General features: G+C 46.0%; 12 protein-coding genes and 1 riboswitch. Of the genes, 11 read left to right on the top strand and 1 reads right to left on the bottom strand.

Going from position 1 to position 16388, the window contains the following annotated elements; translation table 11 throughout:
- Positions 1 to 219: 219 nt before the first annotated feature.
- From aceE to recJ, 8 genes are all read left to right on the top strand, one after another.
- Positions 220 to 2934: a pyruvate dehydrogenase (acetyl-transferring), homodimeric type gene (gene aceE, locus QLG00_RS06125; RefSeq protein ID WP_004933924.1), complete on the top strand. Its 2715-nt coding sequence runs from the start codon at positions 220 to 222 to the stop codon at positions 2932 to 2934.
- A gap of 3 nt (positions 2935 to 2937) precedes the next feature.
- Positions 2938 to 4923 (top strand): 2-oxo acid dehydrogenase subunit E2, encoded by a 1986-nt coding sequence (locus tag QLG00_RS06120; protein WP_282470673.1) that lies wholly within the window; start codon positions 2938 to 2940, stop codon positions 4921 to 4923.
- A 112-nt stretch (positions 4924 to 5035) separates the two neighbouring features.
- Positions 5036 to 5221, top strand: a riboswitch (yybP-ykoY riboswitch).
- Positions 5222 to 5236: 15 nt separating this feature from the next.
- Entirely contained in the window at positions 5237 to 5812 is a 576-nt protein-coding gene (locus QLG00_RS06115; protein WP_004933930.1) for a TMEM165/GDT1 family protein, read from the top strand.
- A gap of 203 nt (positions 5813 to 6015) precedes the next feature.
- Positions 6016 to 7032 carry an AI-2E family transporter gene (locus tag QLG00_RS06110; RefSeq protein ID WP_004944810.1) on the top strand — a complete coding sequence of 339 codons (1017 nt, stop codon included), beginning with the start codon at positions 6016 to 6018 and terminating at the stop codon, positions 7030 to 7032.
- Between the two features lie 129 nt (positions 7033 to 7161).
- Positions 7162 to 8628 carry an IMP dehydrogenase gene (guaB, locus tag QLG00_RS06105; RefSeq protein ID WP_004933934.1) on the top strand — a complete coding sequence of 489 codons (1467 nt, stop codon included), beginning with the start codon at positions 7162 to 7164 and terminating at the stop codon, positions 8626 to 8628.
- A 116-nt stretch (positions 8629 to 8744) separates the two neighbouring features.
- Positions 8745 to 10079 carry a phosphoglucosamine mutase gene (gene glmM / locus QLG00_RS06100; RefSeq protein ID WP_282470672.1) on the top strand — a complete coding sequence of 445 codons (1335 nt, stop codon included), beginning with the start codon at positions 8745 to 8747 and terminating at the stop codon, positions 10077 to 10079.
- 11 nt (positions 10080 to 10090) lie between these two features.
- On the top strand, positions 10091 to 10747 hold the full coding sequence (pdxH, locus tag QLG00_RS06095; protein ID WP_282470671.1) for a pyridoxamine 5'-phosphate oxidase: 657 nt from the start codon (positions 10091 to 10093) through the stop codon (positions 10745 to 10747).
- Positions 10747 to 12453, top strand: a complete 1707-nt coding sequence (gene recJ, locus QLG00_RS06090; RefSeq protein WP_088458624.1) for a single-stranded-DNA-specific exonuclease RecJ — start codon at positions 10747 to 10749, stop codon at positions 12451 to 12453. Before pdxH ends, recJ begins: the two co-directional genes overlap by 1 nt.
- A gap of 47 nt (positions 12454 to 12500) precedes the next feature.
- On the opposite strand, the gene QLG00_RS06085 is transcribed toward recJ, so the two are convergent.
- Positions 12501 to 13268: a putative porin gene (locus tag QLG00_RS06085; RefSeq protein WP_004933950.1), complete on the bottom strand. Its 768-nt coding sequence runs from the start codon at positions 13266 to 13268 to the stop codon at positions 12501 to 12503.
- Between the two features lie 446 nt (positions 13269 to 13714).
- On the opposite strand from QLG00_RS06085, the gene prfB reads away from it, so the two are divergent.
- From prfB to QLG00_RS06070, 3 genes are all read left to right on the top strand, one after another.
- Positions 13715 to 14810 (top strand): peptide chain release factor 2 gene (gene prfB, locus QLG00_RS06080; RefSeq protein ID WP_119690053.1). Its coding sequence is split into 2 segments (ribosomal slippage): positions 13715 to 13786 and positions 13788 to 14810, totalling 1095 coding nucleotides; the frame shifts between segments, so codons are not numbered across the junction.
- Between the two features lie 159 nt (positions 14811 to 14969).
- Positions 14970 to 15269, top strand: coding sequence for a metalloregulator ArsR/SmtB family transcription factor (locus QLG00_RS06075; protein WP_004933957.1), 300 nt, complete (start codon positions 14970 to 14972; stop codon positions 15267 to 15269).
- A gap of 22 nt (positions 15270 to 15291) precedes the next feature.
- Positions 15292 to 16362 (top strand): alkene reductase, encoded by a 1071-nt coding sequence (locus QLG00_RS06070; RefSeq protein ID WP_151746063.1) that lies wholly within the window; start codon positions 15292 to 15294, stop codon positions 16360 to 16362.
- Positions 16363 to 16388 lie beyond the last annotated feature (26 nt).

The raw sequence follows: 16388 nt of genomic DNA, 5'->3' as shown, positions 1-16388 counted from the left end.
TTTTGAGCCAAATTTGACTCTAACATCAAATTTCAAATACTCGTGTATAAAAAAACAGCTTTAATTGGCGTTTTTTTGTTATTTTGGGTTATAAAAAGTCAATCAGTATTTATTATCTAAATAATAGTGCCTATCTGTATTCACCTGCGGGGATAACTTGCATGGCGGTAAATATGATAAAAATACACCCTAGACAAAAGACTAAGGAAAAGGTGAACTATGGCGTTTTATGGTGATTCCGACGCACAAGAAACCCAAGAATGGCAAGATGCATTTGATTCGGTTTTACAGCACATGGGAACTGAACGTGCAGCTTTTTTATTGGAAAAGCTTTATCAACGCGCGATTGCGAAGCATGTTCCCATTCAACGCTTGAATACACCTTATCTCAATACAATTTCTGTGGATGAACAGCCTGCAATGCCGGGCGATCAAGACATGGAACGCCGTATTCGTGCATTGATCCGTTGGAACGCGTTGGCCATGGTACTACGTGCCAACAAAACAGGCGACGACTTAGGTGGTCACTTGGCCAGCTTTGCATCTTCAGCAACGCTTTACGACGTTGGATTTAACCACTTCTTCCGTGCCAACAGCGACAGCTTTGGCGGCGACATGATCTACTATCAAGGTCACTGTGCACCTGGTATTTATGCGCGTTCTTTTCTTGAAGGCCGTTTGACAGAAGACCAACTCAATAATTTCCGCCGTGAAGTAAATGGCAATGGTCTATCAAGCTATCCGCATCCTTACTTAATGCCAGATTACTGGCAGTTCCCAACCGTATCGATGGGCTTGGGTCCAATCATGTCGATTTATCAAGCACATATTCAAAAGTACTTGATGAACCGTCGTCTGATCAAAGAAGAAGACCGTAAAGTCTGGGCATATCTCGGCGATGGCGAGATGGATGAGCCAGAAAGTACTGGTGCAATTTCACTGGCAGGTCGTGAGAAACTCGACAACCTGATCTGGGTAGTCAACTGTAACTTACAGCGTCTTGATGGCCCTGTACGTGGTAACGGTAAAATTATTCAAGAGCTTGAATCATTGTTCCGCGGTGCCGGATGGCGCGTGATCAAAGTGGTTTGGGGCCGTCATTGGGATCCACTTTTGGCCAAAGACACCTCAGGTGCACTTAAAGCAATTATGGATGAAGCAGTTGATGGTGACTACCAACGCTACCAAGTAAAAGGTGGTGCTTACACCCGTGCGCACTTCTTTGGTAAATATCCAGAAGCTGAAGAGCTGGTGAAAAACTTAAGCGATGAAGATATCGACAATCTGAATCGTGGTGGTCACGATCCGTACAAAGTATACGCAGCTTATGCTGAGGCAATGAAGAGCACTGGTCAGCCAACCGTTATTCTGGCAAAAACTGTGAAAGGTTACGGTTTGTCTGACGAAATTGAAGCGGTCAACAAAACGCACCAAATCAAGAAAATGCATGTTGACTCACTCAAATATGTACGTAACCGTTTCAACTTGCCATTTAACGATGAGCAATTAGAAGATCTGCCGTTCTATCGTCCTGCGGAAAACTCGCCAGAACTTAAATACATGAAAGCGCGTCGTGAGGCTTTAGGTGGTTATCTGCCTGCACGTCGTAAAGAAAGCGAATCTTTGGCGATTCCTGAAATTTCAGTATTTGACAGTGTGTTAAGCGGTAGCAACGGTAAAGAACAATCGACCACCATGGTGATGGTGCGTTTGATCGCGTCGTTGTTAAAAGAAAAAGCGATTAAAGATCGCGTAGTGCCAATCGTACCAGATGAAGCACGTACCTTCGGTCTTGAAGGGATGTTCCGCCAGTTGGGTATTTATGCTGCTCATGGTCAGAAATATACCCCAGAAGACAATGAACAGCTCATGAACTACCGTGAAGCAAAAGACGGTCACATGTTGCAAGAAGGCATCAACGAAGCGGGTGCGATGAGTGCATGGGCCGCGTTGGCAACCAGTTATTCAACCAATAACTTGCCAATGATTCCGATGTACATGTATTACTCAATGTTTGGTTTCCAGCGTATCGGTGATATTGCATGGGCAGCAGGCGATGCACAGGCACAAGGTTTCTTGTTGGGCGCGACCGCTGGCCGTACGACGCTAAACGGTGAAGGCTTACAGCACCAAGATGGTCACTCGCATATCCTTGCAGGAACGATTCCAAACTGTATTTCTTATGATCCATGTTTCGGTTATGAGCTTGCAGTGGTCGTACATGATGGCTTGAAGCGTATGTATGTCAATCAAGAGCGTGTGTTCTATTACCTAACGCTCATGAACGAAAACTACGAGCATCCAGAAATGCCAAAAGGCGCTGAAGAAGGCATCAAACGTGGTATGTACCTGTTTGAAAAAGATGAAAAAGCCACCGTTCAGTTACTTGGTTCTGGCGTGATCTTACGTGAAGTCATCAAAGCGGCGAAAATCTTGCGTGAAGAATATCAAATTCACTCAAATATCTGGAGTGTTACCAGCTTCAACGAGTTGGCGCGCGACGGTATGGCCTGTGATGAATACAACCGCTTGCATCCGCTAACCGAAGAAACCAAAGAATCTTGGGTATCTCAGCAGCTTCGTGGTACAGACGGTATCGTGGTATCGGCAACGGATCATATGCGTGCTTATAGCGAACAGATTCGTGCCTACCTCCCAGACAACCGTCCATACGTGACTTTGGGTACCGATGGTTATGGCCGTTCAGATACGCGTGCCAACCTACGTAGCTACTTCGGTGTCGATGCAGCTCACATTGTGGTGGCAACACTGAAAAAACTGGCTGATGAAGGTGAAGTAGAAAACCGTCTGGTGAAAGATGCGATTTCAAGCTTCGAACTCGAAACAGACCGTCCAGTTGCATGGGCGCCACAGACGCATCCAGAGGTTCATCCTGTGGCAGCGTATGAAGAACACTCAGGTGAGGGGAACTAAGACATGCAAGTGAAAACACCTGATATTGGCGTAGATAAAGCAACGGTTGCTGAAATCTTGGTAAAGGTTGGTGACACGATTTCTGAAAACGACAGCCTGATCTTGCTCGAATCGGACAAAGCATCGGTTGAAGTACCAAGTACAGCAGCTGGTGTGGTCAAACGTATTTTGGTTAGCCTTGGTGATGAAGTCACTGAAGGTACAGACTTGGTTGAGCTTGAAAGTGAGGGTGCAACGGCAGAACCTGCCGCTGCGCCAGCACCAGAAGAAAAACCAGTTGCACAAGAAGCAGCACCTGCACAAGAAGCACCAGCTGCACAGCCTGCTGCTGGCGGTGCAACTCAGGAAATTGAGGTTCAGGTTCCTGATATTGGTGTAGAAAAAGCAACAGTTGCCGAGATTTTGGTGAAAGTTGGCGACGAGATTGCCGAAAATGACAGTCTAGTTTTGCTTGAATCGGACAAAGCGTCGGTTGAAGTGCCAAGTACAGCAACAGGTACTGTGGTGTCTATTGCGATCAAAGAAGGCGACACGGTTCAAGAAGGTGTTGTGCTGCTTAAGCTTAAAACAGCGGGCGGCGCATCTGCTGCGCCTGAACAAGCACCTGCTGCATCAAGCGCTGCTGCACCTGCCAAAGAATCTGCGGCAGAAACGGCACAACCTGCTACTGAATCAAACGCACCTGCGGGTGATGTTGAGGTAAATGTTCCAGATTTAGGTGTGGACAAGGCTGCAGTGGCTGAGATTTTGGTCAAAGTGGGCGACAAAATCACCAAAGACGAAAGTATCGTGGTGGTTGAATCGGACAAGGCAACAGTTGAAGTTCCAAGTTCGGTTTCAGGCGTGGTTAAAGCCGTGCATGTTCAAGCCGGACAAGATGTTCAAGAAGGCGTACTGCTGATTACAGTTGAAGCCGAAGGCGCAGCGCCAAGTGCACCGAAAGCAGCACCAGCAAAAGCCGAAGCAGCACCTGCACCAGCGGCACCAAAAGCAGCGCCTGCGCCTGTTGCCAAAGCCGATCATGCAGCGCCACAGGCAAGCCAAGACAGCAAATTGACCAAAGAGCAAGAAGCTGAAAATGCCAAAGTCTATGCTGGTCCAGCTGTACGTAAACTCGCCCGTGAATTGGGTGTGGTGTTGGCACAGGTCAAAAATTCTGGTGAGCATGGTCGTCTGATTAAAGAAGACATTTATGCATACGTGAAGCAGCGCTTAACTGCACCAGTTGCAGCGCCAAAAGCAGCAGCGGCTGCAGTGGCATCGGGCTTGCCGTCATTGCCAGATTTCAGCGCATTTGGTGGCGTTGAAGAAAAAGCACTGACGCGTTTACAGCAAGTTTCGATTCCGCAATTGTCGCTCAACAACTTTATTCCGCAAGTGACTCAGTTTGATCATGCGGATATTACTGAGCTTGAAGCATGGCGCAATGACTTGAAGGGTAACTTCAAGAAAGAAGGTATCAGCCTGACCATCATGGCGTTTATCATCAAGGCTGTGGCACACCTGCTGAAAGAAGAGCGTGAGTTTGCTGGTCATTTGTCTGACGATGGTAAATCAGTACTGCTTCGCAACGAAATCCATATGGGGATTGCTGTTGCAACGCCAGACGGTTTGACTGTACCGGTACTACGTAACCCAGATCAGAAATCGATTAAGCAGATCGCGGTTGAGCTAGGTGTAATTGGTCAAAAGGCACGTGATAAGAAATTATCACCAAAAGACTTGCAAGGTGCCAATTTCACCATTTCAAGCTTGGGCGCGATTGGCGGAACAGCCTTTACACCGTTAGTGAACTGGCCACAAGTGGCGATTTTAGGTATTTCACCTGCTGCGATGCAGCCAGTATGGAATGGCAAAGATTTTGAGCCTCGCTTGATGTTACCGTTGTCATTGTCGTATGACCACCGTGTGATTAATGGTGCCGATGCAGCGCGTTTTACCAACAAGCTGACCAAATTGTTGCAAGATATCCGCAGCTTACTGATCTAAATCATCGTTTATTTAAAAACCCTGCTTCGGCAGGGTTTTTTGATTTAAAGTGGTTGAATATGTGTTTCAGATCAAAGCAAATTGAAACTAGGCGATCAAACAGGTATAATCGATTCACTTCATTGGGGAGTAGCCTCTATTTACGCAATGTAAATAGGTGATGATCAACATAATTGTTCCACAGAACATGGTCATCATAGCTTAAACGCATACGTGTGTTTCCGAGTTGGCAAGACCTTTGATTTATCGTTCTGCACATTTGGCTAGCAGGGGCGGTGAGTCATCGGTACGTTATGCTAGCCAGAGAACAGATATGCAAGAATTCCTGATTTCGACTTCTGTTGTTGCCCTTGCTGAAATGGGCGACAAAACCCAGCTCCTTGCGCTTTTACTCGCAGCCCGGTTCCGCAAACCTGTTCCTATCTTAATCGCGATTTTATTGGCGACCACCATCAACCATGGTTTATCTGCGGTATTAGGACAATGGCTGACGACCGTCTTAAATCCTACCGTTATGGTGTGGGTATTGGCCATTGGCTTTATTGCAATGGCACTGTGGATGCTAGTGCCAGACAAGCTCGATGACGAAACCGATAGCATCAATAAATGGCAACGCTTTGGAGTATTTGGCGCCACCTTTATTTTATTTTTCTTGGCAGAAATTGGCGATAAAACCCAAATCGCGACCGTTGCACTGGCAGCACGTTTTGACAGTGTGTTTTGGGTAATGCTCGGGACCACTGTCGGCATGATGATTGCCAATGCACCAGCGGTATTTATTGGCAACAAAATGGCCGATCGTTTACCTATTTCGCTCATTCACAAGATTGGCGCGGCAATTTTCTTGGTGGTGGGTGTCTCAACACTGGTACAGCATTACTTCTTTTAAATTGCTGTAAAAAATCAAGTCGACCTAAAAACGCGCAATCTCATGCGCGTTTTTTTCAAAAAGTCGCATCAGAAAAAATCGGATCATGTTTATTTTGCGCTAAAATAAATCATGAGTGAGCAGCGAAACTTACTCAAGCCTCATATAAAAAAATTCTTCAAGCATCAGAAATCTGTAGTGAACGCAGGAAAAAGGATTCATGTATGCCATTACTAAATGAGCGTCAGTGTGTAATTGCCAGTTATCTGATCATGACCATTAGTTTACTCATGATTTTACCGCTACATCTGTTGCCCGGGCTTTTGTCGGGTTTACTGGTTTACGCGTTGGTCACCAGTTTGAGCCCCTATGTCGAGCGCTTTTCCAATCGAAAGTATGGCCGTGTAACGGTGGTGGCATTATTTAGTGTGGTGATTATCAGTCTGTTGGTACTGCTCATGGTGAGTTTAAGTGCCTATGTGGTGCATGATCTACGCGGCGGTGGACTGGCTGAGGTCAATGCCAATCTGGATGCCTTGCTCAAAAAATTTCAAAGTGAAGTGGGCGGGTATTTTCCTGGATTTGTACCTGAAAGTATCGATGAGATGAAAGATACTTTGCTGCGCTTATCCAAAGAGCACCTGATCACGTTGCAACATGCCGGAACCGATGTATTGCATGGTTTTGTCACCATGATTGTCGGCATGATCTTAGGTGCCTTGATTTCACTACATCCGAATCAAGACGAAAAAGACATGCCAATGTTTCGGCGCGTTTTTCTACAGCGCTTAGATACGTTATACCGTGCCTTCAAGAATATCGTCTTTGCGCAGGTCAAAATTTCTCTGATCAATACGATTTTATCGGGACTGTTTATTTTCATTGCCTTACCGCTGATGGGAATGCATTTGCCTTTTGGAAAAACCTTGGTGATTTTAACCTTTGTATTTGGCCTGTTGCCCGTGATTGGTAACTTGATGTCCAATACCTTGATTGTTTTATCCGCCATGAGCGTGTCTTTTACCACGGCGGCCATTGCCCTGTTGTATCTGGTTCTAATTCATAAACTGGAATACTTCTTAAATGCCGATATTATTGGTCAGCGAATTAATGCCAAGGCGTGGGAGCTATTAATTGCGATGCTGGTATTTCAGGCCGTTTTTGGGCTGATTGGCTTGGTGGCTGCACCGATTTACTATGCATACTTCAAAAGTGAAATGAAAAAAGCGGAATTAATTTAATTATTTCAGCGCCTTCTGGGCGCTGATTGATATAACAAGTGTTAGAATTTAAAAATTAGCGCAAGAAAAAATGAAATTTAAGCGCAAATTTGTTTATAATAGCTCACGGAAATTACCAGTGAGATTGTTATGCTGACCATCGTTCAAGAAGCGTTAACCTTCGATGATGTCTTATTACTCCCTGCCTATTCTACAGTTCTCCCAAAAGATGTCTCCTTAAAGACACGTTTGACTCGCGGCATTCAACTAAATATTCCACTCGTTTCGGCTGCAATGGATACCGTGACTGAATCTCGTATGGCCATTGCAATGGCGCAAAACGGTGGTATCGGTATTTTGCACAAAAACATGGACATTGCAGCTCAAGCAGCTGAAGTTCGTCGTGTCAAAAAATTCGAAGCCGGTATGGTCAAAGACCCGATTACTGTAACCCCTCAAACCACCGTACGTGAATTGATTGCCATTACGCAAGCCAATAACATTAGTGGTGTGCCTGTGGTACAGGACGGCAAGGTTGTGGGTATTGTGACCGGTCGAGATACACGTTTTGAAACCAATCTTGAGCAACCTGTTAGCAATATTATGACCCCTCAAGACCGTTTAGTGACGGTGAAAGAAGGTGCGTCAAAAGAAAGTATTCAAGCGTTACTTCAAAAGCATCGTATCGAAAAAGTCTTGGTTGTTGATGATCATCATGCCTTAAAAGGTCTGATCACCGTAACCGATTTTCGTAAAGCCGAGCTTTATCCAAACAGTTGTAAAGATGATTTAGGTCGTTTACGTGTTGGCGCAGCAGTCGGCACAGGTGCCGAAACCCCTGCACGTGTTGAAGCACTGGTCGATGCTGGTGCAGATGTGATTGTGGTCGATACCGCACACGGTCACTCAGCCGGTGTGATTGAGCGTGTACGTTGGGTGAAGCAGAACTATCCGCAAGTACAAGTGATTGGCGGTAACATCGCAACTGCAGATGCAGCCTTGGCATTGCTTGATGCGGGTGCAGATGCGGTCAAAGTTGGTATTGGTCCAGGTTCGATCTGTACCACGCGTATTGTTGCAGGTATTGGTGTACCTCAAATTTCTGCGATTGACAACGTGGCACGTGCCCTCAAAGGTGAAATTCCATTGATCGCAGACGGCGGTATTCGCTTCTCTGGTGATATGGCGAAAGCGATTGCGGCTGGTGCAAGCACCATTATGGTCGGATCTTTGATGGCAGGTACCGAAGAGGCGCCAGGTGAAGTTGAATTGTTCCAAGGTCGCTATTACAAAGCGTATCGTGGTATGGGTTCATTGGGTGCGATGTCGGGTGTGAGTGGTTCATCAGACCGTTATTTCCAAGACGCGAAAGCGGGTGTGGAAAAGTTGGTGCCGGAAGGTATTGAAGGTCGTGTGCCTTACAAGGGGCCAATGAGCGCGATTGTACATCAGATGATGGGCGGCCTACGTTCATCTATGGGTTATACAGGCTCTGCCGACATCGAAGCGATGCACCAAAATACCCAGTTTGTGAAAATCACAGCAGCAGGTATGCAAGAGTCACACGTTCACGATGTGACGATTACGAAGGAAGCACCGAACTACCGTATTGGTTAATTACCACTTACGGACCTCAGTGAAAAACGCCGTCAGTCCACTGACGGCGTTTTTGATTTGGTGTAAAGTAAACACATGGATGGTGGCGTCACCATAAAATGAAAAGTGAGTCAAAAATGAGTTATTTTGGAACCGATGGCATTCGTGGAAAATTCGGTATAACGCCGATCACACCTGAATTTGCACTAAAGTTAGGGTTTGCCGCTGGAAAAGTATTAAAACGAACAAGTCCAATTCATAAACCCATTGTTGTTTTAGGTAAAGATACCCGTTTATCTGGCTATATTTTAGAGTCCGCTTTACAGGCCGGTTTAAACGCCGCAGGTGTTTATGTCCACCTACTCGGGCCGTTACCGACGCCTGCTATTGCACATCTCACACGTGCCTTACATGCCGATGCCGGTATTGTGATTTCCGCATCGCACAATCCTTATTTTGATAACGGTATTAAATTCTTTTCAGGCGAAGGCAAAAAACTGCCTGATGATTTACAAGATGCGATCAATCAGGAGCTTGAGCATGAGCTTTTGATTGAAGATACCGCCAATTTGGGTAAAAGTGTCCGTGTGAAAGATGCCAATGGTCGCTATATCGAGTTTTGTAAATCTACCTTTCCCTATCATTTCGACTTACGCAGTCTGACCATTGTGGTGGATTGTGCCAATGGTGCTGCCTACAATGTCGGGCCATCGGTGTTTCGTGAACTCGGTGCAAAAGTGATTGCGCTGTATAACGATCCGACGGGCATGAACATCAATGAACATTGTGGTTCGACCCATCCAGAAAACCTGCAAAAGGCCGTGGTGCATTATAAAGCAGATTTAGGTATTGCCTTTGATGGCGATGCTGATCGCGTGATTTTAGTGGATAAATTCGGACAATTGGTCGATGGCGATCATATTCTGTATATTCTGGCGACCCAAGCTAGAAAGAAACCGGCAGGTATTGTCGGGACAGTGATGAGCAATATGGCGCTCGAGTTAGCACTGGCCAAAGCCGAAGTGCCGTTTGTACGTGCCAAAGTTGGTGACCGCTATGTGCTTCAGGCGCTTGAAGAAAATGAATGGGTGATTGGCGGTGAGCCATCTGGTCATATCTTGACACTCGACAAGAGCACCACGGGTGATGCCATTATTGCTGCCTTGCAAGTGTTGACTGTTATGGTTGAAAAAGGCAAAGCCTTGCATGAGCTTGTGGCTGGTTTTGAGCTGTTCCCACAGGTATTGGTCAATGTACGTCTGGATCAAATGATCGATCCGTATGCGATTCCTGAACTGGCGCAGGAGTTTAATCAGGCCGAAGCACAACTTAAGGGACGTGGACGTTTACTGATTAGAAAATCAGGAACCGAACCTGTGATTCGTGTGATGGTGGAAGGCGATAACGAAGAAGAAGTGACGACCCTAGCGCATCGTTTAGCGGACTGCGTCCGTGAACATGCTGCTGCATAAGAGAGATTCACATGACAGATACCATTAAAGATCTGAGTGAGCTGCGTTTGAGTTACGAAAAAGGGCAGTTAGTTGAGGGTCAAGTGGATCCAAATCCACATGGCCAGTTTTTACAGTGGTTTAACCATGCCTTGCAAGAGAATTTCCTGGAACCCTATGCCATGTCACTGGCGACGTGTAACCGTGCTGGTCGGCCGCACGTTCGAACGGTTTTACTCCGTGGTGCGACTGAACAGGGGTATGACTTTTATACCAACTACGATAGCCAAAAAGGGCTTGATTTGGCCGAATCAGCCTTTGCTGAATTACTGTTTTACTGGCCGAGTCTTGAGCGCCAGATCCGTGTCAGTGGCAGTGTGGTCAAGATTCCAGAGGCTGAGTCGACGGCGTATTATCATAAACGCCCACGCGATAGCCAGATTGCAGCACATTTAAGTACGCCGCAAAGTGGGGTGATTGCAAGCCGTGAATTGCTTGAACAGCGCTTTAAGGCATTTCATGAGCAGGTGCAAGATCAGGCCGAGATTGAAAAGCCAGCCTTCTGGGGCGGTTATCGGGTACAGCCAGATCACTATGAGTTCTGGCAGGGTCGACGTAATCGGATGCACGATCGAATTAGCTATGACAAGCATGATGATCAATGGATCATGCAACGATTAATGCCTTAATGAACTTCGTTCAGATCAAGCAGCGCCCTTTACTCACGCCGCCAGAATCTTTTCAGGCGGTGCCTGAATTTCTTGCACAGATTTTGGCGCGACGCGGTGTGCAGTCCGAACAGGAACTGGATTTAAAGTTACGGCATTTGCTCAAGCCAGAACTCAAAGATTTGGCCACTGCAACAGCGTTAATCGATGCAGCGATTGATCGGCATGAGCATATTGTGATTGTGGGCGATTACGATGCAGACGGTGCGACCAGCACGGCATTGATGTGTTTGGTGCTCAAAGCGTTGGGCGCCCATGTCGATTATATCGTACCGGATCGTTTTAAATACGGTTATGGGCTGACGCCTGCAATTGCAGATCTGGCCGAAACCACTTTCGCACCAGATTTACTGATTACTGTAGACAACGGAATATCCAGTCATGCTGGAGTAGCGCGCGCGCAGGCATTAGGCATGCAGGTGATTATTACCGATCATCACCTCACCACCAAACAGCCACCCGATGCCGAAGCGGTGGTCAATCCCAATCAGCTTGAGTGTGCCTTTCCAAGTAAAGCCTTGGCCGGTGTGGGCGTGGCATTTTATTTACTTGCGCATTTGTGTACTTTACGTCAGCAGCAACAAAAATCGAGCTGCAAAATCAGTCAATATCTGGATTTGGTGGCGCTGGGCACGTATGCCGATGTCGCGACGCTAGATTACAACAACCGGATTTTGGTCGATGCAGGACTCAAGCGTATTCAGCAACAGCAGTGTCGGCCGGGTATTTTAGCCTTGCTCGAGATTGCTAAGCGTGACGCTGCAACGCTTAAAGCACAGGATTTAGGTTTTGTGCTTGGGCCTCGTATCAATGCTGCTGGTCGGATGGACAGTATGAATATTGGAATTGAATGCCTGATGGCGCCAGATTTCAAAACGGCTTATCCAATTGCAGAGCAACTTAATCGGCTCAATCTAGAGCGCCGTCAAGTCGAAACTGAAATGAAGCAGCAGGCACTGGGCTATCTGGAAACACTTCAACTCAATGAAACACAAATTCCACCAGCGCTGGTGTTGTTCGAAGAGAGTTGGCATCAAGGCGTGATTGGTATTGTTGCAGGGCGTTTAAAAGAGCAGTTTCATCGACCAACCATTGTGTTTGCACCCGATACCGATGGCGAGCACATCAAGGGCTCTGCACGTTCCATCGATGGTATTCACATTCGCGATACCATTGAGCAGGTGGCTGAGCAATATCCGCATTTGGTCAGTCATTTTGGTGGACATGCGGCGGCGGCGGGTTTAACGCTGAAAAAACAGTATTTCGATGAGTTTAAACGTATTTTTACCCAGTATGTTGCTCAGATGGATGAATCTTTACTGGACGCGGTCCTCTGGACAGATGGCGTTTTACCGATGTCTGCACACCAGCTCGATACTTTAAACTGGATTGAGCGTTTAGGTCCGTGGGGACAAAAATTTCCTTATCCACAGTTTGAGGGCCGCTTTCAGGTGCTCGATTATCGCTGGCTCAAAGAACTTCATTTAAAGCTAAAGCTCTCGCTGGATCAGTACGGAACCGTAGATGCGATTGCCTTTAATGCGGCACATCAATTCGAATTTGATCCGAGTATACCGTTTGTCAATTTAGTCTATGAGTTAGATCGAAACGAATTTAACGGCAGTGTGAATTTGCAGCTTCGTATCCTACATTTAGATCAGACATAAAAAAACTGCTCCTTGGAGCAGTTTTTTTATACGTCTAAACCGATTGCTTAGAAGCGATACGCTGCACGAACGCCATAGGTATTGTAGTTGTCGCCAAAACCAACACGACCTTCTACACTCACTTGCTGACTTAAGAATTTCTTGGCATTGATGCCCCATTCATCTTTGTCTAGTGTGTCATCATTATAATAATCTACACCTACACTAAGTGTTTTATCGAGATAGTAGTCGCCGCGTACGCTAAATTCGTCAAGATCACCAAAGCCGCCGTAGGCTTCAAGGTTTACGTCATGTTGACCAACTTGAGTGACATACTTGGCACGAATCGTTGGGTCTGCACCATCGTTTCCGCCTTTGACATCATAACCTTTAACACCCAACGCCACTAACAAACCAGGTGCTGGCAAATAACCCACTTCAGCGCCATATGTTGTTTTCTTACGTTCAGCATTAATATTGTCGTATTCAAGTTCTTGACGTGCCACATTACCGCTTACATAAAAATCGGTATTCGGGACGTAGTATTCAGCGCCTACACCGTATTGGGTATCTTTGGTGCCGCTGTTGTCGCCATATTTAACTTGTGCGCTTACATTACTTGCGCGGTCTAAAAACGCAGCCTCAGCCAATGGAGAATTACGTGTTTGAACAGGATTAAAATAGTAGGTGCCATCTACACCAAATTTAGTCACACTGCTGCTGTTGTCTGGGTCTAGGTAATCAAGTGATCCGCCTACCTCAGCCTGGTATGCATGCGCAGTGCCAACCAACGCGAGTGAAGATAAGAGTGCCGATGCCAGTGTTAACTTTTTCATGGAAAATCTCCCCTCCAAAAAATAATAATTAATGTTTTGTTACAACTTTCAGTCTAGTGAAAAATTTGAGTGCGTCAATTAGGCCAACGTAACCGAACGGTAATAATGTGGAATTCGTGTAATTAAGTATTTTTAAGTTTTTGATATTAAATAATAAATATGAAATGTTTTGTTTTATTAAAAGCTAGAGGGTTTTGTGAAGTTATCACGAATATGCACAATTAATCATCAATATTGTGACCAATTGTATTTAAAACGCACCAGTTTAGACCTGCATAATGAAGATTAGATTAATGTTGTAAAAACAAATTCATAACGCTTTATAGGGATTAGATTTCAAACAAATCGGGGTTTCTTTATAGGACTAAAACGCAGTTTTTCTCTCTCGAAGCGGGCTGTGTTAAACTAGACAGCGAAATAAATGAATGTAATGTGGGAATTGTGGCGTGGAAATTAATCCGTATTTGAACCAATTAAAAGATTTAACCGAACGTAGTCAAACACTACGGGGGTATCTTTGACTACGATCTAAAAAAAGAACGTCTAGAAGAAGTTTTACGCGAGCTTGAAGATCCGGCGATCTGGAACGACCAAAGCCGTGCTCAAGCCATGGCCAAAGAAAAAGGTGAGCTTGAAAACGTTCTGAACGTTTTAGATGGTCTTGCCAATCAGCTCGACGATGCTAAAGCAATGCTGGATCTTGCCGTTGAAGCTGATGACGAAAGTCTGCTCGAAGATGTTGATGCAGAGCTTGTGGCGGCAGAGGAGGCGCTGGCTAAACTCGAATTCCGCCGGATGTTTAGCAATCCGATGGACCCGAACCCATGTTATGTCGAGATTCAGGCAGGTTCGGGTGGTACCGAGGCACAAGACTGGGCTTCCATGTTACTGCGTATGTACATGCGCTGGATCGAGCGTCATGGCTTTAAAGCTGAATTGATGGAAGAATCAGATGGTGATGTAGCGGGCATTAAGTCGGCCACTATCCGAGTCGAAGGCGAATATGCATATGGTTGGTTACGTACCGAGTCTGGTGTACATCGTCTGGTGCGTAAGTCGCCATTTGACAGTGGCAACCGTCGTCATACCTCGTTTAGTGCTGTATTCGTTTCACCTGAAATTGATGACAATATTGAAATTGAAATCAATCCGGCCGATGTACGTACCGATACATACCGTGCATCGGGTGCTGGTGGACAGCACATTAACAAAACCGATTCTGCCGTTCGTTTGACTCACGCGCCGACAGGGATTGTGGTGGCTTGTCAGAACCAGCGTTCTCAGCATGCGAACCGGGACCATGCATGGAAACAGTTACGTGCAAAATTGTACGAACTTGAAATGCAAAAGCGTAATGAAGCTGCGCAAGCCCTTGAAGACTCGAAGTCTGATATCGGCTGGGGTAGCCAGATTCGCTCCTATGTACTGGATGACTCACGTATTAAAGACTTGCGTACTGGTGTCGAAAATTCAAATACAGGTGCTGTACTCGACGGCGATCTGGATAAATTTATCGAAGCCAGTTTGAAACAAGGCTTGTAATTGTAAACATCCGCAAAGCGTGTTTACCTGTGCTTACAATATATCTATGAAAATCGATATTAATATTTATAAAAATAGATATTAATATCGTAATTATGCGATACAATGTAAAGTATGGTGTTGAACAACGCTTTGCGCCCTAATCTTTGAGCTTTGCTTATGGATACCGATGTAATTTTTAAAGCCCTCGCCAATCCGACTCGTCGTCAGATTTTGGAATGGCTCAAGCATCCAACAAAATACTGGGCCGCAGAAGAATGCGGCAATTTTGAGCGGGGTGTTTGTGCCGGGCAAATTGAGCGATTAGGCAATGTGTCACAATCGACCATGTCTAATCATTTGTCTGTTTTACAACAGGCAGGTCTCATTACGGTAGAGAAATATGGCCAGTGGTCTTATTTTTCGCGCAACGAAGCGTTGATTCAGCAATATCTCGATCATTTAAAAGAAACGCTTTAATCGAGCGTAAGCTGAGGTTGTGATGGCTGAACTAAGTTCTCCGTTAAAAGTTGGTGATTTTGAATTAAAAAACCGTTTGGTGATGGCGCCGCTGACTCGCTCGCGCAGTGGGGAAAGCCGAGTGCCAAATGCGCTGATGAAAGAGTATTATCAGCAGCGTGCCAATGCAGGTCTAATCTTGACGGAAGCCACGGTGATTTCTCCTAAAGCCGTCGGTTATGAAGATACACCAGGACTTTGGACAGAAGAACAAGCACATGCTTGGCAACCCATTATTCAGGCGGTTCATGCACAAGGCGCCAAAATCGTGGCGCAGCTTTGGCATGTGGGCCGGATCTCAGATCCTCAGTTTCTTGATGGTGATCTCCCGGTTGCACCGAGCGCGATTCAGCCAGAAGGACATGTCAGCCTATTGCGTCCGAAACGTCCTTATGTGACACCGCGCGCATTATCGCTCGAAGAAATTGACGAGATTGTTCAACAGTACCGACATGCGGCTGAAATGGCCAAACTGGCTGGTTTTGACGGCGTAGAATTACATGCTGCCAATGGTTATTTAGTCGATCAATTCTTACAATCGCAAACCAATCAGCGTGATGATCAATACGGTGGTTCACTCGAAAATCGTGCACGTTTACTGTTGCAGATTGTCGATGAATTCATTGCAGTTTGGGGTGCTGGACGTGTTGGTGTACATATTGCCCCTCGCGGTGATTCGCACGATATGGGCGATGCCAACCCACTTGAAACCTTCGGTTATGTTATGCGTCAGCTCAGTGAGCGAGAAATTGCCTTTGTATTTTCGCGTGAATATGAAGCCGCAGACAGTATCGGGCCTGAATTGCGTAAACAATTTAGTGGTGTATGGATTGCCAATGAAAGCCTAACGCCAGATTCTGCGCGTCGTATATTGGCCAATGGCGATGCCGATGCCGTATCTTTTGGTAAAGCGTATATCGCGAATCCTGATTTGTACACGCGACTAATCAACCATGCACCGCTGAATGATGTCAATCCAGAAACTTTGTATGCCAAAGGTGCAGAAGGTTATACTGACTATCCTACGCTACGTGAATCGACGCTTGACGCCTAAATTTGCGTGAGTTATTCAGAGCGCCA

This window comes from Acinetobacter sp. V89_7 (assembly GCF_029967895.1).
In the GTDB taxonomy this organism is placed as follows: Bacteria; Pseudomonadota; Gammaproteobacteria; order Pseudomonadales; family Moraxellaceae; genus Acinetobacter; species Acinetobacter soli.
This window is presented reverse-complemented; position numbering and strand designations above follow the sequence as displayed.

Bases quoted from the DNA above. Each gene is read 5' to 3' on its own strand.
- aceE (WP_004933924.1), top strand. From the start codon at position 220: ATGGCGTTTTATGGTGATTCCGACGCACAAGAAACCCAAGAATGGCAA.
- QLG00_RS06120 (WP_282470673.1), top strand. From the start codon at position 2,938: ATGCAAGTGAAAACACCTGATATTGGCGTAGATAAAGCAACGGTTGCT.
- QLG00_RS06115 (WP_004933930.1), top strand. From the start codon at position 5,237: ATGCAAGAATTCCTGATTTCGACTTCTGTTGTTGCCCTTGCTGAAATG.
- QLG00_RS06110 (WP_004944810.1), top strand. From the start codon at position 6,016: ATGCCATTACTAAATGAGCGTCAGTGTGTAATTGCCAGTTATCTGATC.
- guaB (WP_004933934.1), top strand. From the start codon at position 7,162: ATGCTGACCATCGTTCAAGAAGCGTTAACCTTCGATGATGTCTTATTA.
- glmM (WP_282470672.1), top strand. From the start codon at position 8,745: ATGAGTTATTTTGGAACCGATGGCATTCGTGGAAAATTCGGTATAACG.
- pdxH (WP_282470671.1), top strand. From the start codon at position 10,091: ATGACAGATACCATTAAAGATCTGAGTGAGCTGCGTTTGAGTTACGAA.
- recJ (WP_088458624.1), top strand. From the start codon at position 10,747: ATGAACTTCGTTCAGATCAAGCAGCGCCCTTTACTCACGCCGCCAGAA.
- QLG00_RS06085 (WP_004933950.1), bottom strand. From the start codon at position 13,268: ATGAAAAAGTTAACACTGGCATCGGCACTCTTATCTTCACTCGCGTTG.
- QLG00_RS06075 (WP_004933957.1), top strand. From the start codon at position 14,970: ATGGATACCGATGTAATTTTTAAAGCCCTCGCCAATCCGACTCGTCGT.
- QLG00_RS06070 (WP_151746063.1), top strand. From the start codon at position 15,292: ATGGCTGAACTAAGTTCTCCGTTAAAAGTTGGTGATTTTGAATTAAAA.